This window comes from Sulfitobacter mediterraneus, assembly GCF_016801775.1.
In the GTDB taxonomy this organism is placed as follows: Bacteria; Pseudomonadota; Alphaproteobacteria; order Rhodobacterales; family Rhodobacteraceae; genus Sulfitobacter; species Sulfitobacter mediterraneus_A.
Genome location: NZ_CP069004.1, coordinates 3,089,017 through 3,108,577 on the forward strand (window position 1 = coordinate 3,089,017; position 19,561 = coordinate 3,108,577).

15 protein-coding genes, 3 tRNA genes and 3 rRNA genes are annotated in these 19,561 nt (G+C 56.4%); 17 read left to right on the top strand and 4 right to left on the bottom strand.

Annotated elements, in window-relative coordinates:
- Window positions 1-24: 24 nt before the first annotated feature.
- From JNX03_RS15250 to msrP, 3 genes are all read left to right on the top strand, one after another.
- Window positions 25-528: a GNAT family N-acetyltransferase gene (locus JNX03_RS15250; RefSeq protein ID WP_203209861.1), complete on the top strand. Its 504-nt coding sequence runs from the start codon at window positions 25-27 to the stop codon at window positions 526-528.
- A 48-nt stretch (window positions 529-576) separates the two neighbouring features.
- On the top strand, window positions 577-1,227 hold the full coding sequence (locus JNX03_RS15255) for an HAD family hydrolase (RefSeq protein WP_203209862.1): 651 nt from the start codon (window positions 577-579) through the stop codon (window positions 1,225-1,227).
- Between the two features lie 147 nt (window positions 1,228-1,374).
- Window positions 1,375-2,280: a protein-methionine-sulfoxide reductase catalytic subunit MsrP gene (gene msrP / locus JNX03_RS15260; RefSeq protein WP_203209863.1), complete on the top strand. Its 906-nt coding sequence runs from the start codon at window positions 1,375-1,377 to the stop codon at window positions 2,278-2,280.
- On the opposite strand, the gene JNX03_RS15265 is transcribed toward msrP, so the two are convergent.
- Complete coding sequence (locus tag JNX03_RS15265) at window positions 2,277-2,918, bottom strand: hypothetical protein (RefSeq protein WP_203209864.1); 642 nt, start codon at window positions 2,916-2,918, stop codon at window positions 2,277-2,279. The two genes, msrP and JNX03_RS15265, sit on opposite strands and share 4 nt — an antisense overlap.
- A 114-nt stretch (window positions 2,919-3,032) precedes the next feature.
- Between JNX03_RS15265 and msrQ the strand changes: the two genes are divergently transcribed.
- The 10 genes from msrQ (at window position 3,033) to aspS (ending at window position 14,000) form a co-directional block, all read left to right on the top strand.
- Window positions 3,033-3,650 (top strand): protein-methionine-sulfoxide reductase heme-binding subunit MsrQ, encoded by a 618-nt coding sequence (gene msrQ, locus JNX03_RS15270; protein ID WP_203209865.1) that lies wholly within the window; start codon window positions 3,033-3,035, stop codon window positions 3,648-3,650.
- Between the two features lie 744 nt (window positions 3,651-4,394).
- Window positions 4,395-5,853, top strand: a 16S ribosomal RNA gene (locus JNX03_RS15275).
- A 158-nt stretch (window positions 5,854-6,011) separates the two neighbouring features.
- Window positions 6,012-6,085 (top strand) — tRNA-Ile (locus tag JNX03_RS15280).
- A 23-nt stretch (window positions 6,086-6,108) separates the two neighbouring features.
- Window positions 6,109-6,184: transfer RNA gene (locus JNX03_RS15285), tRNA-Ala, on the top strand.
- 519 nt (window positions 6,185-6,703) lie between these two features.
- Window positions 6,704-9,583, top strand: a 23S ribosomal RNA gene (locus JNX03_RS15290).
- An 88-nt stretch (window positions 9,584-9,671) separates the two neighbouring features.
- Window positions 9,672-9,786: ribosomal RNA gene (gene rrf / locus JNX03_RS15295) — 5S ribosomal RNA — on the top strand.
- Together the 16S, 23S and 5S rRNA genes with 3 tRNA genes alongside form the textbook arrangement of a ribosomal RNA operon.
- 161 nt (window positions 9,787-9,947) lie before the next feature.
- A tRNA-Met gene (locus tag JNX03_RS15300) sits at window positions 9,948-10,024 on the top strand.
- 139 nt (window positions 10,025-10,163) lie between these two features.
- Window positions 10,164-10,529 carry a hypothetical protein gene (locus JNX03_RS15305; RefSeq protein ID WP_203209866.1) on the top strand — a complete coding sequence of 122 codons (366 nt, stop codon included), beginning with the start codon at window positions 10,164-10,166 and terminating at the stop codon, window positions 10,527-10,529.
- A 65-nt stretch (window positions 10,530-10,594) separates the two neighbouring features.
- Window positions 10,595-11,983, top strand: coding sequence for a PepSY-associated TM helix domain-containing protein (locus JNX03_RS15310; protein ID WP_203209867.1), 1,389 nt, complete (start codon window positions 10,595-10,597; stop codon window positions 11,981-11,983).
- A 166-nt stretch (window positions 11,984-12,149) separates the two neighbouring features.
- Complete coding sequence (gene aspS / locus JNX03_RS15315; protein ID WP_203209868.1) at window positions 12,150-14,000, top strand: aspartate--tRNA ligase; 1,851 nt, start codon at window positions 12,150-12,152, stop codon at window positions 13,998-14,000.
- A gap of 50 nt (window positions 14,001-14,050) precedes the next feature.
- Here aspS and JNX03_RS15320 read toward each other — a convergent pair whose 3' ends face one another.
- Window positions 14,051-14,527 carry a hemerythrin domain-containing protein gene (locus JNX03_RS15320; RefSeq protein WP_203209869.1) on the bottom strand — a complete coding sequence of 159 codons (477 nt, stop codon included), beginning with the start codon at window positions 14,525-14,527 and terminating at the stop codon, window positions 14,051-14,053.
- 138 nt (window positions 14,528-14,665) lie between these two features.
- On the opposite strand from JNX03_RS15320, the gene JNX03_RS15325 reads away from it, so the two are divergent.
- Both JNX03_RS15325 and JNX03_RS15330 read left to right on the top strand, forming a co-directional pair.
- Window positions 14,666-16,048, top strand: a complete 1,383-nt coding sequence (locus JNX03_RS15325; RefSeq protein WP_203212265.1) for a DUF1800 domain-containing protein — start codon at window positions 14,666-14,668, stop codon at window positions 16,046-16,048.
- 4 nt (window positions 16,049-16,052) lie between these two features.
- Window positions 16,053-17,228, top strand: a complete 1,176-nt coding sequence (locus JNX03_RS15330) for a DUF1501 domain-containing protein (protein WP_203209870.1) — start codon at window positions 16,053-16,055, stop codon at window positions 17,226-17,228.
- 9 nt (window positions 17,229-17,237) lie between these two features.
- On the opposite strand, the gene JNX03_RS15335 is transcribed toward JNX03_RS15330, so the two are convergent.
- Window positions 17,238-17,420 carry a hypothetical protein gene (locus JNX03_RS15335; protein WP_203209871.1) on the bottom strand — a complete coding sequence of 61 codons (183 nt, stop codon included), beginning with the start codon at window positions 17,418-17,420 and terminating at the stop codon, window positions 17,238-17,240.
- Between the two features lie 153 nt (window positions 17,421-17,573).
- On the opposite strand from JNX03_RS15335, the gene JNX03_RS15340 reads away from it, so the two are divergent.
- On the top strand, window positions 17,574-18,299 hold the full coding sequence (locus tag JNX03_RS15340) for a GNAT family N-acetyltransferase (protein ID WP_203209872.1): 726 nt from the start codon (window positions 17,574-17,576) through the stop codon (window positions 18,297-18,299).
- A 7-nt stretch (window positions 18,300-18,306) separates the two neighbouring features.
- Here JNX03_RS15340 and JNX03_RS15345 read toward each other — a convergent pair whose 3' ends face one another.
- Entirely contained in the window at window positions 18,307-19,026 is a 720-nt protein-coding gene (locus JNX03_RS15345; protein ID WP_203209873.1) for a response regulator, read from the bottom strand.
- Between the two features lie 130 nt (window positions 19,027-19,156).
- Here JNX03_RS15345 and mce point away from each other — a divergent pair, with 130 nt between their 5' ends.
- Window positions 19,157-19,561: a methylmalonyl-CoA epimerase gene (mce, locus tag JNX03_RS15350; RefSeq protein ID WP_025050021.1), complete on the top strand. Its 405-nt coding sequence runs from the start codon at window positions 19,157-19,159 to the stop codon at window positions 19,559-19,561.

The window sequence follows — 19,561 nt, forward strand, 5'->3', positions numbered from 1 at the left end:
CCAACCTCAGAAGCCGTAATTGCGATGACCATTCTCACGACCCCGCGTCTTGTTCTGCGCCCGTTTGATCCTTCGGACGCGGAAGACTTGTTTGCAGTATTCGGCAACCCAACCGCCATGCGATATTGGAGCACGTTGCCCCATGCTTCGGTCGCGGATACGGCGCGGATGATTGATCGGACGCTGGCCGGCGATCCCGGCAGCCATGCCGAATTTGCGATCGAGCATGAGGGCAAGGTGATCGGAAAGGTTGGCCTTTGGCAAATGCCGGAAATCGGCTACATCCTGCATCCCGATTATTGGCGGCGCGGCTTCGCGACGGAGGCGGTGCAGGCGGTGATCGCCCATGGGTTCGAGACCCTCGGGCTTGACCGGATCACGGCAGATGTCGATCCTGATAACGCGGCCTCGCTCGCGATGCTGACAAAGCTGGGGTTTGTGATCACCGGACAGGCGAAAAACACCATCGAAATTGGCGGCAAATGGTTCGACAGTATCTACCTGGAATTGCTGGCGCGGGATCGGTGATCCGCATGCCGGGGTTTATTCCCGGCTTGATCTGTGGTGCATGGTGCCATGGCGACAGCAGATTACGTTCTTTTTGATTGCGACGGTGTGTTGGTGGACAGTGAGCCGCTGACCCAAGCTGTTCTACAGCAGAACTTTGCCCGGCACGGTTTGATGATCAAGACCGAGGACATTGGCCGCTTGTTTGTCGGCGGCACAATGGAAGGCGCGATGAAAAGCGCCCGTGTGCTGGGCGCGGAATTGCCGGACGATTGGCTGATGCAAATATACGCAGAGATCTTCGCGGTTCTGGATGCACAATGCGAGGTGATCCCCGGCGTGCCTGATATGCTGGACCAACTGGATCGCGCCGGGGTTGGCTATGCGACCTGTTCCAACGGTCCGATGGAAAAGATGCAAGTCACCCTAGGCCGTTGCGGTCTGTGGGAGAGGTTTGAAGGGCGGATTTTTTCGGCCCATGATTGTCCAGCGGCCAAACCTGCCCCGGATGTTTATCTCAAGGCCGCGTTCCATACCCGCGTCGCGCCCGCCCGCTGCACTGTCATAGAGGACAGCGCCACCGGGGCCAAAGCCGCGCAAGCGGCAGGTATGACTTGTTTTGGCTATCATGCGAATGCCGATCCGGAAAAGCTGAGGCCGTTCTGCGATGTCCTTTTTGACGATATGGCGGATCTTCCCGCGCTTCTAGATCTGGGTTGATCCGCGGCCTGTGACCAAAGTTGCAGGCAAAGCGCCTTATACACGCTCTCTGACAATCCGGTGTGATCCCTGAAACACAGGCGCATTTCAATTGGCTGAAACCTGCACGCGCACTACCTCCGATACAGATGTATAGAGGAGCATGTCATGGCGAACCGCTGGACCAACACCCTGAAAGACCGCGATTGCACACCGGAGCACGCGTTTCTGAACCGGCGGCAATGGATGGCCGGAGCAGCGGCAGGTGTCGGATTGGCGGGCCTGGGCATTCCCGCCGCCGCGAGCGAAACACTTGAGCCCAACAGCTATGACGATATCACCCAATACAACAACTACTACGAGTTTGGCACCGGCAAGGGCGATCCGGCCCGCAATGCCCACACGCTGACAACCGCGCCGTGGTCCGTCAAGATCGACGGGCTGGTGGACAATCCGGGCGACTATGCCTTTGAGGACATTCTCAAGGCGATGACCATCGAGGAACGCATTTACCGGTTTCGTTGTGTTGAGGCGTGGTCGATGGTCATTCCGTGGAACGGGTTTGAACTGGCCGATCTGTTGGCGATGGCGGGGGTTCAATCGGGCGCAAAATACGTCGCCTTCGAAACCGCGCTGCGCCCCGACGAAATGCCCGGCGTGCGTTTTCCCGTGCTTGATTGGCCATATGTGGAGGGTCTGCGTCTTGACGAGGCCATGCACCCGCTGACGATCATGGCGACAGGGATTTACGGCAAAGACATCCCAAATCAGAACGGTGCGCCCCTGCGCCTCGTGGTGCCGTGGAAATATGGGTTCAAATCAATCAAATCCGTTGTCCGCATCACCCTGACAGACAAACAGCCGCCAACCAGCTGGAACAAAGCGAATGCGCGTGAATACGGGTTTTACAGCAATGTGAACCCGGAGGTGGATCATCCACGCTGGTCACAGGCCAGCGAACGGCCCATCGGCGGTGGATTGTTTGCCAAGCGCAAACCGACATTGATGTTGAACGGGTATGAAGAAGACGTGGCTGCGCTTTACGCCGGGATGGACATGCAAAAGAACTTTTAAGCGCTCTGGGCGATGTCCAGATCGAAATCCAATTCAGTGCGCAGTTCTGTTTGGGTGGGCATCATGCGGTTCGCCCGAACGATCCGCTCCATATCGGCCAGGAACCGGCCCCGCTGTGCGATGTATTTGGGAACATAGAGCGGCTTTTGATCGATAAATGCCAAAACAAGGACCGGACGTTTTTCATGATCTCGGACGCTGATCAAACTTGTGAGGTCTCGCGATTGCGGCACAAAATCATTGCCGCAGCTTTCGATTTTCTGGCTATCATAGGTGACGCGCTGCACAAACAGCACCATAAACCAATTGTAAGCCAACAAAGCGCCGACAAGGACGAAGGCTGCGTTTTTGAGCAGCTGATTGCTGACAGCAAAGAAATTCCAGAACGGCGCGGTGTCCACTGTGAACAAAAGAACCAGCGCGACAAAAGGCACGATGACACGGACACCCCATGCAGGGCGTAGCTCTGTCCATCCGCTGGGGAGAAGTTGCGCATCGTCGTCTTCTGGCAATGCGGCCGATGGATCCGCTGTTTCACCGGGGGCAAAAACCGGTGGTCCCGCTTTGTCTTGACGCCATTTGGCCAGGGCGCCCGTCATGGCCAACCCGGCGATCACACCTACAACAGTATATATCATTGCCTGATCATGCGTCATTACTTGGGGTCCGTCGTTACACGCTGCATTCTGGCAGCACCCTTTCATCGGCATTTATTGTGGTGAAAATGGGGCGCAGGTTCGGCGAAAGAGAGAATGACAGTGAATAAGGCCCAACAAATTATAAACGCTGCCGCCCGCAAGATCCCTAGTTGGGTTCTCTATATACTATGTCTGCTCTGGCTGCCTTGGCTTGTCTATCTGGCGCAAACTGGCGGGTTGGGCCGGGAACCCATAAAGGGGCTGGAACATGCGCTGGGTGAATTTGCGCTCAAACTCTTGGTTATTGGCTTGGCCATCACGCCGCTGCGCCGGCATCTGGGCATCAACTTGATCAAGTTCCGGCGGGCTTTCGGGCTGTTGGCCTTTATCTATGTCACCCTGCATCTCGCGGTTTGGGTGGTTTTGGATATGAGCCTGCTGTGGGGGCAGATGTGGGCCGATGTCTGGAAGCGCCCCTATATTACGATCGGCATGGCCGGGTTCCTGTGTCTGCTTCCCCTGGCGATGACCTCGAACAACTGGTCCGTCCGCAAGATGGGTCCAAACTGGCGCAAGCTGCACAAACTGACCTATCTGGCAATATTGTTAGGTGCCGTTCACTTTATCTGGCTGGTCAAAGGCATCCAGCTGGAGCCGCTCATCTACATGGCTGTGATCCTTTTGCTGCTGGCCCTGCGGATCAAGTCCCGCACAACCGCCAAGGTGCGCTAAGACGCGACTCGCCGCCCAGGTCCGGTGGATCAGCCGTCTGCGATTCCTTGGAGACTGAGCCGATTCATCGGTGAATCGCCAAATCAGACCGATTCATTGAGGTTTTCCGGGCGACTCTCCGGACCAATCGCCCCGTGCGGCGGCGCCCCAATACGAGATGTTGTGCCCGTCCGGCCCAGTTGCCCTATGGTAAGAGCAATAATGCTGCTCAACGGGCCGAATTTCAGACATAAAATGCAAGCAAACCCCTGTTTTCATACAAAAAACAGGGTGCGTTACAAAAAATGCATATTTCCGGAAAAAAGGGGTTGCGGGCGTCCGCCACTAACTCTAGAACCCCCCTTACCGGACGAGCGGTGACGCTCTAACGGGGCGCTGGACGGGCCAGACGGAAGCGGAGACGCGGAGGTGAGGTTCGGAGGCGGAGAGAAAATTTGAGGTAATTTCGGCGGGGCGCGCCAAAAAGTTAGGGCGCATCTCGGTGACTTTTGTCTCTACGCTGTTTGAAAATTTGATATCTGAAGAGATATGTGGGCGGTTTGGTTCATTCGATGGATCAACGTCTGTATATCGCGCTCTTAGACTTCGGTCGATGATGGAGTGTCAGCTTCACTGTTTGAGTGGCTTTCGGTTACTTTGGTAACTTTAAGTACATCAAACAGAAAAGACGCCATAAGATTTCAGTAAGGTCTTATGGTCGATGTGCAGAGGTTCGACGTCAAGGATAAGCAAGCAATTGCTTTTCAACTTGAGAGTTTGATCCTGGCTCAGAACGAACGCTGGCGGCAGGCCTAACACATGCAAGTCGAGCGCACCCTTCGGGGTGAGCGGCGGACGGGTTAGTAACGCGTGGGAACATACCCTTTTCTACGGAATAGCCTCGGGAAACTGAGAGTAATACCGTATACGCCCTTCGGGGAAAGATTTATCGGAGGAATTTGGCCCGCGTTAGATTAGATAGTTGGTGGGGTAATGGCCTACCAAGTCTACGATCTATAGCTGGTTTTAGAGGATGATCAGCAACACTGGGACTGAGACACGGCCCAGACTCCTACGGGAGGCAGCAGTGGGGAATCTTAGACAATGGGCGCAAGCCTGATCTAGCCATGCCGCGTGTGTGATGAAGGCCTTAGGGTCGTAAAGCACTTTCGCCAGGGATGATAATGACAGTACCTGGTAAAAAACCCCGGCTAACTCCGTGCCAGCAGCCGCGGTAATACGGAGGGGGTTAGCGTTGTTCGGAATTACTGGGCGTAAAGCGTACGTAGGCGGATCAGAAAGTAGGGGGTGAAATCCCAGGGCTCAACCCTGGAACTGCCTCCTAAACTCCTGGTCTTGAGTTCGAGAGAGGTGAGTGGAATTCCAAGTGTAGAGGTGAAATTCGTAGATATTTGGAGGAACACCAGTGGCGAAGGCGGCTCACTGGCTCGATACTGACGCTGAGGTACGAAAGTGTGGGGAGCAAACAGGATTAGATACCCTGGTAGTCCACACCGTAAACGATGAATGCCAGTCGTCGGGCAGTATACTGTTCGGTGACACACCTAACGGATTAAGCATTCCGCCTGGGGAGTACGGTCGCAAGATTAAAACTCAAAGGAATTGACGGGGGCCCGCACAAGCGGTGGAGCATGTGGTTTAATTCGAAGCAACGCGCAGAACCTTACCAACCCTTGACATCCTGTGCTAACCCGAGAGATCGGGCGTTCACTTCGGTGACGCAGTGACAGGTGCTGCATGGCTGTCGTCAGCTCGTGTCGTGAGATGTTCGGTTAAGTCCGGCAACGAGCGCAACCCACATCTTTAGTTGCCATCAGTTCGGCTGGGCACTCTAAAGAAACTGCCCGTGATAAGCGGGAGGAAGGTGTGGATGACGTCAAGTCCTCATGGCCCTTACGGGTTGGGCTACACACGTGCTACAATGGCAGTGACAATGGGTTAATCCCAAAAAGCTGTCTCAGTTCGGATTGGGGTCTGCAACTCGACCCCATGAAGTCGGAATCGCTAGTAATCGCGTAACAGCATGACGCGGTGAATACGTTCCCGGGCCTTGTACACACCGCCCGTCACACCATGGGAGTTGGTTCTACCCGACGACGCTGCGCTAACCTTCGGGGGGCAGGCGGCCACGGTAGGATCAGCGACTGGGGTGAAGTCGTAACAAGGTAGCCGTAGGGGAACCTGCGGCTGGATCACCTCCTTTCTAAGGATGTTCCTAGCCATGATTGTTCGCAATCATCATGGAACACTTAGCAGGTCAGTAAACAAAACTGACCATATTTAGAGGCACTTCGGTGCACTCTACGGACCGAGCCGTCCTCATATCTCTTCAGTTTAAGTTTCAGGCCTACCGGTCTGTATGGGTCGGTAGCTCAGGTGGTTAGAGCGCACGCCTGATAAGCGTGAGGTCGGAGGTTCAAGTCCTCCTCGACCCCATGTATTCCGCAAGGAAACTGATGGGGCCTTAGCTCAGCTGGGAGAGCGCCTGATTTGCATTCAGGAGGTCAGCGGTTCGATCCCGCTAGGCTCCACCAAACACTTTACGCAGCAAAGTGTGAAGTACTGGCAGTCGTTGCGTGGCAACGATGAGACGTACAGCGTAGAACACATCTTCAAGCATTCGCTGAATGTTTGGACGTCTGTTCTACAGACGACGCGAACGCGCATCCTTTGGATACGCTGCCTCGCGTTGGTCGGACTTTCTTTGAAAGTCGACCGAATTGACATCGTATAGAGAGATACTAACAACACGATTGATCGCGCCGCGTTAGGCGATGATCTCAGTTGCTGCCTCTTCGGAGGCCGGTGCACAACGGACTGTTTCCTCGGTCTGCTGCGCATATCGCGGCTGAAACGAACGTGTTGTCCAAGTCAAGTACACTAACCAGAGTGATGATGCTGCCTCCCGCACGGATGGCAGCTAGAGACATCACTCATTGTCCACTCAGATGAGTGGGCGGGTAAAAGTATGCTTTTGGTTCAGAATAAGAGGATCAGTTTCTTACCAGCTTCTGATCTTCGCGAATGACGCAAGTCTTTCTTTTTCTGGATCAAATCAAGCGCGAAAAGGGCGTTTGGTGAATGCCTTGGCAGTAAGAGGCGATGAAAGACGTGATACTCTGCGATAAGCCATGGGGAGCTGAGAATAAGCTTTGATCCATGGATTTCTGAATGGGGCAACCCACCTGATACTGTGTTATTTATACTACCAGACAGACGTTGTTTGCGGGTTCGCCCTCAAGGAGCGCTCCGCGCGGTAGGGCAAAATAATATGGTAAACCAGGTATTTTTAGGCTGAATATATAGGCTTAAAAAGGCAAACCCGGGGAACTGAAACATCTAAGTACCCGGAGGAAAGGAAATCAATATGATACTCCCCTAGTAGCGGCGAGCGAACGGGGACCAGCCGAGCCATGATTGTGGTTAGAATGCGTTGGAATGCGCAACCAAAGTGGGTGATAGTCCCGTATAAGAAGCATGATTGGACGTATTAAGTAGGGCGGAACACGTGAAATTCTGTCTGAAGATCGGAGGACCACCTTCGAAGGCTAAGTACTCCTTACTGACCGATAGTGAACCAGTACCGTGAGGGAAAGGTGAAAAGCACCCCGACGAGGGGAGTGAAACAGTACCTGAAACCGAACGCCTACAATCAGTTGGAGGGACCTTGCGTCCTGACAGCGTACCTTTTGTATAATGGGTCATCGACTTGGTCTCACGAGCAAGCTTAAGCCGTTAGGTGTAGGCGTAGCGAAAGCGAGTCTTAATAGGGCGTCGAGTTCGTGGGATCAGACCCGAAACCGAGTGATCTAGGCATGGCCAGGTTGAAGGTAAGGTAACACTTACTGGAGGACCGAACCCACATCTGTTGAAAAAGATCGGGATGAGCTGTGCCTAGGGGTGAAAGGCCAATCAAACTCGGAGATAGCTGGTTCTCTGCTGCGAAATCTATTTAGGTAGAGCGTCGACCGAATACCATCGGGGGTAGAGCACTGGATGGGTAATGGGGCCCCACAGGCTTACTGATCCTAACCAAACTCCGAATACCGATGAGTACTAGTCGGCAGACACACGGCGAATGCTAACGTCCGTCGTGAAGAGGGAAACAACCCTGACCTCCAGCTAAGGCCCCTAATTCATGGCTAAGTGGGAAAGCAGGTGAGACGACCAAAACAACCAGGAGGTTGGCTTAGAAGCAGCCATCCTTTAAAGATAGCGTAACAGCTCACTGGTCTAAATAAGTTGTCTTGCGGCGAAGATGTAACGGGGCTCAAGCCATGAGCCGAAGCTGAGGATGCATTTATTGCATGGTAGCAGAGCGTAGTGTGACATAAGACTTTGTCTCCTTACTTCCTTCGGGAATATTGGAGACGTAGTCTTTTCTGTGAAGCTGGCGCGTGAGCGATCCGGTGGAGAGATCACTAGTGAGAATGATGACATGAGTAGCGACAAAGAGTGTGAGAGACACTCTCGCCGAAAGTCCAAGGGTTCCTGCTTAAAGCTAATCTGAGCAGGGTAAGCCGACCCCTAAGGCGAGGCCGAAAGGCGTAGTCGATGGGAACCAGGTTAATATTCCTGGGCCAGATGGAAGTGACGGATCTCGAGGGTAGTTCATCCTTATCGGATTGAATGGGCTGCTTAGAGGTCCCTGGAAATAGCTCCATCATGAGATCGTACCCTAAACCGACACAGGTGGACAGGTAGAGAATACCAAGGCGCTTGAGAGAACTATGTTGAAGGAACTCGGCAAAATACCTCCGTAAGTTCGCGAGAAGGAGGCCCGGTTCCTAGGCAACTAGGGGCTGGGGGCACAAACCAGGGGGTGGCGACTGTTTATTAAAAACACAGGGCTCTGCGAAGTCGCAAGACGACGTATAGGGTCTGACGCCTGCCCGGTGCCTGAAGGTTAAAAGGAGGGGTGAGAGCTCTGAATTGAAGCCCAGGTAAACGGCGGCCGTAACTATAACGGTCCTAAGGTAGCGAAATTCCTTGTCGGGTAAGTTCCGACCTGCACGAATGGCGTAACGACTTCCCCGCTGTCTCCAACATAGACTCAGCGAAATTGAATTACCGGTCAAGATGCCGGTTACCCGCGGTTAGACGGAAAGACCCCGTGCACCTTTACTACAGCTTCACACTGGCATTAGGCCGAACATGTGCAGGATAGGTGGTGGGCTTTGAAACGTGAACGCCAGTTTGCGTGGAGCCTCCCTTGAGATACCACCCTTGTTCTGCTTGATGTCTAACCGCGGTCCGTTATCCGGATCCGGGACCCTGTGTGGCGGGTAGTTTGACTGGGGCGGTCGCCTCCTAAATCGTAACGGAGGCGCGCGAAGGTTGGCTCAGAGCGGTCGGAAATCGCTCGTTGAGTGCAATGGCAGAAGCCAGCCTGACTGCGAGACTGACAAGTCGAGCAGAGTCGAAAGACGGCCATAGTGATCCGGTGGTCCCAAGTGGGAGGGCCATCGCTCAACGGATAAAAGGTACGCCGGGGATAACAGGCTGATACTGCCCAAGAGTCCATATCGACGGCAGTGTTTGGCACCTCGATGTCGGCTCATCTCATCCTGGGGCTGGAGCAGGTCCCAAGGGTACGGCTGTTCGCCGTTTAAAGAGGTACGTGAGCTGGGTTTAGAACGTCGTGAGACAGTTCGGTCCCTATCTTCCGTGGGTGTAGGATACTTGAGAGGAGTTGCCCCTAGTACGAGAGGACCGGGGTGAACGATCCACTGGTGGACCAGTTGTTATGCCAATAGCAGTGCTGGGTAGCTATGATCGGACAGGATAACCGCTGAAGGCATCTAAGCGGGAAGCCCCCCTCAAAACAAGGTATCCCTGAGAGCCGAGGTAGACCACCTCGTCGATAGGCCAGAGATGTAAGCGTAGTAATACGTTCAGTTGACTGGTACTAATGGCTCGATAGGCTTGATTTGATCCAGTAAAAGCAAGACTTTACTCGATAAATCAAAAGCATACACAACACAGTGTACTGACTTGGAAAACTCTAAAAACTTTATTTGGTTTGGTGATCATAGCGCGAGCAAAACACCCAGCCCCATCCCGAACCTGGCCGTTAAGTGCCGTAGCGCCGATGGTACTGCGTCTTAAGACGTGGGAGAGTAGGTCATCGCCAAACCTAATAAGGTTTTTAGAGCAGTATCTCTCAACGATGACAAACAAGACACAATGCCTGATACAAAAAATGTAACAGGACAAAAAGGCCTCAAGCACAACACCGTGCAAAAGGCCAAAAAACGGCCTCAAAAAGCACTCCGTGCACAAGGCCAACAAAAGTGTCGCGGGATGGAGCAGCCCGGTAGCTCGTCAGGCTCATAACCTGAAGGTCGTAGGTTCAAATCCTACTCCCGCAACCAATATTTACCAGACCTTAATAAATGACCACGCACGCCAGTCCGGCGCGGTTTGATGCGTTTAAATTGCAAAGGCTCGATTTTGACCTTCGCTTGGATAATCGTCTGGAACCGGTTCTCCGATTGCCCTATCGCTTACCGAATGAAGCGCGTCATTGCCCAATTGTCAGATCTTGTCGTTGTCGCAACGTTGATTGTAGCGTTGACGGCGGTTGGTTTTGCGCACCGCGTATCGGCACAGAGCCTGAATGCAGATCTGGAGGCTTTCTTGCTGTCCGGTGGCACATTGAGCGGTCTTTGCGGCGACATTCAAGACCCCAAAGACGCCCGTGCTGATGAGTGTTCCGCTTGTAGACTGATGGCCACGACGACAGTTCCGGACAACTTTACACATTCTATCAAAGCTGGACTCCCACAGACACTCAGACTGATGCGTTTGGCGCAATTGCGCCATCATGCAGCGCCGCGTGATCCCAGCCAGCAGACCCGCGCGCCCCCTCAAGCCTGATCTTGTTTTCGTAAACCAACAGATCAATTGCCCGCGTTATGCGGGCCCAAAGGCTTGGACCTATTATGACGACCCTAACAACAAATGCGCCGCAGGATGCGAGCGCAAACAAATTCTATTTCGCCGCATGGCGCTTGCACTTCTATGCGGGTCTCTTTGTGATCCCGTTTCTTGCAGTGCTCGCGGTGACCGGCATGGCGATGCTGTGGATTGCATGGATTGATGGCCGCGATGGCGAACGCACCGCCGTCACCCCGCAAGAGGTGATCGCCCCCCTATCTGAACAGGCCGCCGCTGCCGTCACTGCGATACCCAAAGGTACGCTCAAGCAATATGTCGCCCCGCGTAGGGCTGATGTTGCGGCGTTGTTCCGGGTAGATCATGACGGCGAGGCGACAATGGTTGCCGTCGATCCCTACACCGCGAAAGTCATCGACACCTTTCCCCGCCGCAGTGGCTGGTACGACTTTGTCGATGGTATTCACAGCGATCTGATGTTGGGCGTGACCGGCGACCGGATGTTGGAGACCGCGGCATCGCTGGCCTTGGTGCTGGTGGCCACGGGCCTTTACATGTGGTGGCCGCGCGATGCGGGATGGCGCAAAGCCTTGGTGCCCAGCTTGTCACGCGGGCGGAGCCTTTGGAAATCTTGGCATGGTGTTATCGGGATCTGGCTCTCGTTGTTCTTGGTGTTCTTCCTGATCTCCGGTCTGGCTTGGGCTGGAATTTGGGGCGGCAAATTTGTGCAAGCCTGGAGCCAGTTCCCGGCGGAGAAATGGGATGCTGTGCCGTTGTCCGATGACACTCATGCCAATATGAACCACGCCCGCCGGGAAGTGCCTTGGGCGCTTGAGTTGACGCCGATGCCTGCCTCCGGCAGCACAGCAGGTATTGATGGGATCACCGCACCAGCCGTGACGCTGGACAGTGTCGATGCTTTCGCGCGTAAGATCGGCTTTAACGCCCGGTACCAAATGAACCTGCCCAACGGGGATACAGGTGTCTGGACCCTGAGCCGCGATTCAATGAGTACGGACAGCACCGATCCGATGTCTGACCGGACGGTTCACATCGACCAATATACCGGCAAGATCCTCGCTGATGTGCGTTTTGCCGATTATTCGCTGGCGGGCAAGGCGATGGCCGTGGGGATCGCGCTGCACATGGGCACGCTTGGTCTGTGGTCCGTATTGGCGAATACAGCGGTTTGCCTTGCTGTATTGTTCCTTTGTGTCAGCTCGCTTGTGCTGTGGTGGAAACGACGTCCCGTAGGTGCCAGCCGTCTGGCCGCGCCGCCGCTGCCCAAGGAAATGCCATTGTGGCAGGGTGCTGCGCTGGTTGGCATTGGCGTCTCCATGGCCTTTCCGATGGCGGGCATCGCATTTCTGAGCGTTCTGGCCGTCGACAGCCTGATCCTGTCCCGCCTGCCCGGCTTGCGCAGGGCGCTGACCTAACTCGAAAACGGGGCAGCCTGGCCAAGGCTTGGGCCGCCCCAACAAGGCGTGACCGGTGGCGCATGCTTGCCGCGTTACCGTGGGTTTTGCCCATGTGGTCTTGACTTCCGGCCCCTCAAACGGTGTAGGTGCGGCAAAGATTTTCCGCCCACTGAAAGGGACCGTCATGCATGCCTATCGCAGCCATACCTGTGCTGATCTGAACATTGAAAACAAAGGCGACGCCGTGCGCCTTTCCGGTTGGGTCCACCGTGTCCGCGACCATGGTGGCGTTCTGTTCATTGATCTGCGTGACCACTATGGCATGACCCAGGTTCTGTGCGATCCGGACAGCCCGGCCTTTGCCGAGTTGGAGAAGGTCCGTTCTGAATGGTGCATCCGCGTGGATGGTGTGGTGAAGGCGCGGGACGAAAGCCTGATCAACCCCAAATTGTCCACCGGCGAAATCGAGGTGTACATTCGCGAGGTCGAAGTGCTGGGCGCGGCGGATGAGCTGCCCTTGATGGTATTTGGCGATCAGGAATATCCCGAAGAAACCCGCCTGCGTTATCGCTATCTCGACTTGCGTCGTGAGAAGATGCAGCAAAATATGATCCTGCGCTCTGATGTGGTCAGTTCGATCCGTCGCCGCATGTGGGACCAGAAGTTCAAAGAATTCCAAACCCCGATTATCACTGCATCAAGCCCCGAAGGCGCCCGCGATTTCCTCGTGCCGTCGCGTCTGCATCCGGGCAAGTTCTACGCTCTGCCACAAGCCCCGCAGCAGTTCAAACAGCTGTTGATGGTGTCCGGCTTTGACAAGTATTTCCAGATCGCGCCGTGCTTCCGCGACGAAGATCCACGTGCCGATCGTTCGCCCACCGATTTTTACCAGTTGGACCTCGAAATGTCTTTTGTGACCCAGCAGGATGTATTCGACACCATCCAGCCGGTGATCGCAGGGGTGTTTGAAGAATTCGGCGGTGGCCGCAAGGTCGATGAGACATGGGAACAGATCTCCTATAAAGACGCCGCGCTTTGGTATGGCTCTGACAAACCCGACCTGCGCAACCCGATCAAGATGCAGGTCGTGAGCGAGCATTTCGCGGGCTCCGGTTTCGCGATCTTTGCCAAGCTGCTTGAGCAAGACGGCACCGAGATCCGCGCCATTCCGGCGCCCACGGGCGGCAGCCGCAAGTTCTGTGACCGGATGAACGCCTTTGCCCAGAAAGAGGGGCTGCCCGGCATGGGCTATATCTTCTGGCGCGAAAAAACCGCCGATGCTGTGGCGCAGGAACTGGGCATCACTGTGAAAGAGGCGCAGGCCAAGCTCAAATCCGGCGAAGTCGAGGGCGGCATGGAAGCGGCTGGCCCATTGGCCAAGAACATCGGCCCCGAACGCACCGAGGCGATCCGGCAGCAGCTGGGCCTTGATGTGGGCGACGCGGCGTTCTTCCTGGGCGGCAAGCCAAAAGCCTTTGAAGGTGTTGCGGGCCGCGCCCGGAACGTCATCGGCGAAGAGCTGGGCCTGACCGACAAAAACCGCTTTGCCTTTGCGTGGATTGTCGATTTCCCGATCTACGAAAAAGACGAAGAGACCGGCAAGATCGATTTTGAACACAACCCTTTCTCCATGCCGCAAGGCGGGATGGAAGCGTTGCAGGGCGATCCGCTTGAGGTGCTGGGCTATCAATACGATCTGGCCTGTAACGGTTATGAACTGGTGTCCGGTGCGATCCGGAACCATCGCCCGGAGATTATGTTCAAGGCCTTTGAAATCGCCGGTTATGGCGAAGAAGAAGTGCGCAAGCGGTTTGGCGGGATGGTCAATGCCTTCCAATACGGCGCCCCGCCGCACGGTGGTTGCGCGGCCGGCATTGACCGGATTGTGATGCTGCTGGCGGATGAGCAGAACATCCGCGAGGTCATCCTCTTCCCGATGAACCAGCGAGCCGAAGATCTGATGATGAACGCGCCATCCGATCCGACATCGGATCAGTTGATGGATCTGGGTCTGCGGGTCATTCCGCAGGAATAATTACAATAAGGGCCGCTGCGATGCGGCCCTTTTCTTTTGGCGGTGGTTGATCAGTCTTCCAGACTGTCTTCACGCTTTTTCTCGATCAATCCGCGTTCTTCTTTCTTGCGCTCCTCAAAACGCTGGCCGAATGCTTCATTGTGTTCCTCGCCGATGGTCTCTCGGGCGCGGGTGAACACTTCGTTCTCTTCTTCGTCGATGTGATGCTCATAGTCATGCTTGAGCGTCTTGAACTTGGTGAGCCAACCGGGGGACGACATGTCCATCTCGTTTAGCTCTTCCATCAGATCGTCCAGCTGCTGATGCTCGTGTACCGAATGGCGGGCCGAATCCTGCCCCCAGGTTTCCGAGATAAGTTTGGAATAAAATGTCTCTTCCTCTGCGGCGGCATGTGATTTCACATCACGGTAAAAACTGTCCCATGCTTCACGGCGTTCCGCAGTATCGCCGCTGGTCTGTTCCAAAGCATTCAGCAGGTCGCGGTGCGCGTCATGGTCGGATTTGATGGCGTCATAAATCGATGGCATTTTGATCCCTTTCTGTGTCTGCCATAACAACGCCTGTCTCGCACCCCGGTTCCCCTCACCGGCCAGCCAAAACAATTAGAGAAAAATAAATCCTCAATCCGCTATACTTGAATGGCTGTAGTTAAAGGATTGGATCCCGTGCCCTTCACTCCCGAATTGGCGGAACGGCGGTTTGGCTATGGGCTGTCCCCTCAAATCGCGGCGCCGCCCTCTGTGGCGGATATGCTCACCGGCCTGCGCGGGCCGGATGTTATGGCACAGACCTATCCGATCCCCGGTTTCAGGTACATTCAGGACCAAATTGTCCTTGTCAGCCGGTTTTCTAAATTCGCCCGCAAGAACCCCCAAACCGAGGCGGGAGCGGCGGCCGGGGAAAAAGCCAAGACTGCGCGTCGCGCTCTGTTTCATGACCGCCAGCGTTGGGTGGTTTCGACCCTGCAAAGGCGCATCGACACACCACATGCCTTTCGGGAACGGCTGATTGCCTTTTGGGCCGATCATTTCACCGCCCGGGGCAAAAGCGGGTTGCTGCGGGCAGCGGCGCCCGCCTATGCCGAGGAGGCCGTCCGCCCCCATATAGGCGGCAGATTTGCCGATCTATTGTTCGCCTGCGTCACCCATCCGCTGATGCTGCATTATCTGGATCAAAACACCTCTGCCGGTCCAAACAGCCGGGCGGCGCGGCGGCCGGACAGACGGCGCGGGTTGAACGAAAACCTCGCGCGGGAGGTGCTGGAGCTGCACACATTGGGGGTGGCCGGCCCCTATAATCAGTCCGATGTGCGTGAATTCGCCAAACTGCTGACCGGGCTGGCGGGCACACGCGACCACAGCTTCAAGTTCCGCCGCAACATGGCAGAACCGGGGGCGGAGACTGTTCTGGGCCGCACCTATGGCGGTGCTCCGGGGCTTGCACCAATCCGTGCTGTGCTGTTTGATCTTGCGCTACATCCGGCCACTGCCGCGCATATCGCGCGCAAATTGGCGGTACATTTTGTCTCTGATCAACCCGCGCCGGATCTGATCCGCGATCTTGAAGAAACCTACCTCAGCGGAGGCGGTGATCTCATGCAATGCTACGAAACTTTGCTGCACCATCCTGCGTCGTGGACCAACGACGCGCCAAACATTCGGCCACCGGATGAGTTTGTCAGCGCCGCGTTACGCGCCTTGGCGGTGGCACCCGAGATGATGCAGTCTTTAATACCCGCCCAGATCAAGCGACTTATGACCACGCCAATGCGGTTGATGGGGCAGCCGTGGCACCAGCCGGCAAGTCCGGACGGCTGGCCGGAGGATGATAGCGCGTGGATCACACCACAGGGTATGGCGGCGCGGTTGGAGTGGGCGGTGAACACTCCGGCGCGGCTGCGGCCCGATCTACCCGATCCCCGCGAGTTCGTGCAGGATGTTTTGGGACCGATCCCGCCCGCGGATGTGGTGTTTGCCGCGCGCGCCGCGGAAACCCGCGCAGATGCAGTTGGTCTGGTACTCTGCGCCCCGGCATTTCAGAGGCGGTGATCTGATGAACCATGCACCCCTTACCCGCAGACAAATGTTGGCCCGCAGCGGTTGGATCGGCTGTTCACTGGCGGCCAGTCCGCTTTGGACCCCGCTTAGTCTGGCCAATGCCCCGTGGCAGGGGCGCTTGGTGGTGATCATCCTGCGCGGCGGTATGGACGGGCTGGATGTCGTGCGGCCCACCGGCGATCCGGCCTTTGCCGCGCTACGCCCGACTTTGGCCAAGGGCGATGCCCCGCTGGACCTGGACGGGTACTTTGCGATGCACCCCGCGTTGAAGGATCTCATGCCGCTTTGGCACCGCGAAGAATTGGGGTTTGTACACGCGGTTTCCACCCCATACCGAGACAAGCGCAGCCACTTTGATGGACAGGATTTGCTTGAGGCCGGCACTCAGGATCTGGGCGGGGCAGGGCGTGACGGCTGGCTGAACCGATTGATGCAGCATCTGCCGCAGATCGAGGCCGAGACAGCATATGGCATCGGGCAAGGCACCTTGAACCTGTTGGCCGGGACAGCGCCGGTGGCCAATTGGACGCCCGAAGCGGCGCTGGACCTGAGCCCACAGGTGCTGCGTCTGGCCGAACAGATCATGCAAAGCGACCCGCAAATGCATGCGGCCCTGATAGAGGCTCAAATGCTCTCGGATGGTCGGCCCGGGGCAGTATCAACCAAAAAGGGGCCAGCACATATCCAGGTCGCCCGATTTGCGGCGGACCGGCTGCGCGGCCCGGCTCGCATCGCCGCGTTTTCACTCAATGGCTGGGACACCCACCGTGCCCAAGCCCGTATGCTGCCGCGCAGCTTAGGACAATTGTCGGATGTTATCACCACTTTGAAACAAGACCTTGGCGCGGCGATCTGGTCTCAAACCGCAGTGGTCGCGCTCACGGAATTTGGCCGGACCGCCCGCGAAAACGGCACTGGTGGCACGGATCATGGAACAGCAGGTCTGATGATGATGGCGGGCGGGGCTATTCGCGGCGGACGGGTGTTCGGGCGCTGGCCGGGGCTGGGGGAACAGGCGCTGTATCAGGGGCGCGATCTGATGCCGACGGATGACGTGCGGGCGCCCGTGGCCTGGATCATGCGCGGCATGACTGGCCTGCCGATATCAACCTTGCAAGATAAGGTGTTCCCCGGCCTCGAAATGGGGGCAGATCCGAAGGTGGTGCGATAAGGCTGGCCGTCAAAACAGATTTGAGCGGCCGACGTAGCTGCCCAATTGGCCAACCAGCCCATGCTCGCCCTCGCGCACCGAGGCGATAATCACCACCGCCAAACCCAGCACACCGGCTGTGAACACGATCCAGTCAAAACTGACCAGATTTTCCAGTTCACGGCGATCTTGCTTGTCGGTTCTGTCTGTCATGGGATCCTCATTGAAGAGCAGCGGCACAAGGACAGCATCACATCGCAATATGGCCAGATTATGCACCGCTTATGCTGCTTTTGCGACGATTGGGGCCATCTGTCACCGCGTTATGGGCTTGGCCTTGGACGGGACTGCGCCTAACCTGCCGGCATGAGTGACCCAATACATACCGACACAATCCTTGGCACACCGGTTCCGAACTGGACAGTGCCGCCGCGCCCGGATGGCGCGGTTCTGAAAGGCCGATATGCCGAATTGGCCCCGCTGTCGGCAGAGGCTCATGCGGCCCTGCTCTTTCGCGCCTATCAAGGTCAGGATCACGTTTGGGATTATATGCCTTACGGTCCGTTTTCCTCGGCGTCACAATACCATCGCTGGGTGCGGGATCATGCAGGTCAGCCCGATCCGTTTTTCTACGCGATCCGCAACCTTGAAAGCGGTGCATGGGAAGGGGTGGCGAGTTTTCTGCGGGTCGCGCCGGAGATGGGCAGTATCGAAGTCGGGCATATCAACTACAGTCCCGCGTTGCAGCGTACGCGCGCTGCAACCGAAACGATGTATCTGATGATGAAATGGGCCTTTGAGGCCGGATACCGGCGCTACGAGTGGAAATGCAATGCGCTTAATCTTGGATCGCGCCGCGCTGCACAACGGCTGGGCTTCAGCTACGAAGGGGTGTTTCGTCAAGCCGCCGTCATCAAGGGCCGCAATCGCGACACCGCGTGGTTTGCTGCAATCGACAGCGAATGGCCCGCCTTGAAAGAAGCCTTTGAGGCATGGTTGTCCCCCGCCAACTTTGACAGCGCCGGACAGCAGTTGGAGCGTCTTGGCGATCTGACGGGTCTTGTGCGCACGGCCTCTGATCCGACCCTTTGACCTGACCCTAGATCGCGACCCGGTCTGCCAGCCGCGATTGGATCAGACCGGCAATTCGTGCGGTGTCTGAGGCCGCCGCATGACCCAGTGCCCGCTGGCGGGCCAGCATTTTGGCCGCATCGGCCAAACCATCGTCGCCTGCGGCATGCGCGACACCCTCCAAAAATTGCGCGACATAATCCAGTGTGTGATCGGTTGGGGCGTCCTCAAGAATGTCGGCGACATGGGCGATATCATCGCGGTAGGCAATCCTGTCCGGTTCAACTGTGGTCGGATCAATGCGCCGTGGCCCTTTTGGGCGCTGCTCGGGCGGCAAGAGAGACAGGACTTTTTCCTGAAACGGGGCCAGCGCCACAATGGGTTTCGACATGAACCCATGCGCACCCTTGGACAGTGCCGCCTTTTCCAGATCGGGATCGCCCGACATTGCCAAGATACCGACAATCGCAGGTTGGCCATGGGAAAGTTCTTCAATCAGGTCCAATCCACTGCCATCGGGCAGGCCCAGATCAATGATAATGACGGACGGACGGTACACCCGCAGATGCCGCCGGGCAGAGCGTAGGCAATCCGCCCGTCTGATCCGCGCCCCGGACCGCAAACACAACAGGCGCAATGCCTCACAGGCAAAGCGGCTGTCCTCCACCACAAGGACAGTCAGCCCCAGCAGTGGCCGCGCCGCCGTGGGCGCGGGGATCGTCGCGGTAAACGGGTCCGTGGTATCCATTCAGGCCTCCAACATGATTTGATAGGGCTATGGTTACGCACCGTTGGCTAACGGCAGGTTAACGTGACGCATTGCTCTTGCTCCCGCCAAAGACGATAAGACCGCAACTCAAATGACGAAGGATCAAAAGATGATTGGACGCCTGAACCACGTTGCCATAGCCGTTCCGGATCTGGAGGCTGCGGCCGATCAATATCGCAACGCTTTGGGGGCCAATGTCGGCGCCCCGCAAGATGAGCCGGATCACGGCGTAACCGTGATTTTTATTGAGCTGCCAAACACCAAGATTGAATTGCTGTATCCTTTGGGTGAAAACAGCCCGATCCAGGGCTTTCTGGACAAGAACCCATCAGGTGGCATTCACCACATCTGCTATGAAGTCGATGATATCATCGCCGCCCGCGATCACTTGAAATCCACCGGCGCACGTGTCCTTGGCACGGGAGAGCCAAAAATCGGCGCCCATGGCAAACCGGTGATCTTCTTGCATCCCAAGGATTTCAACGGCGCCCTGGTCGAGCTGGAGCAGGTTTAG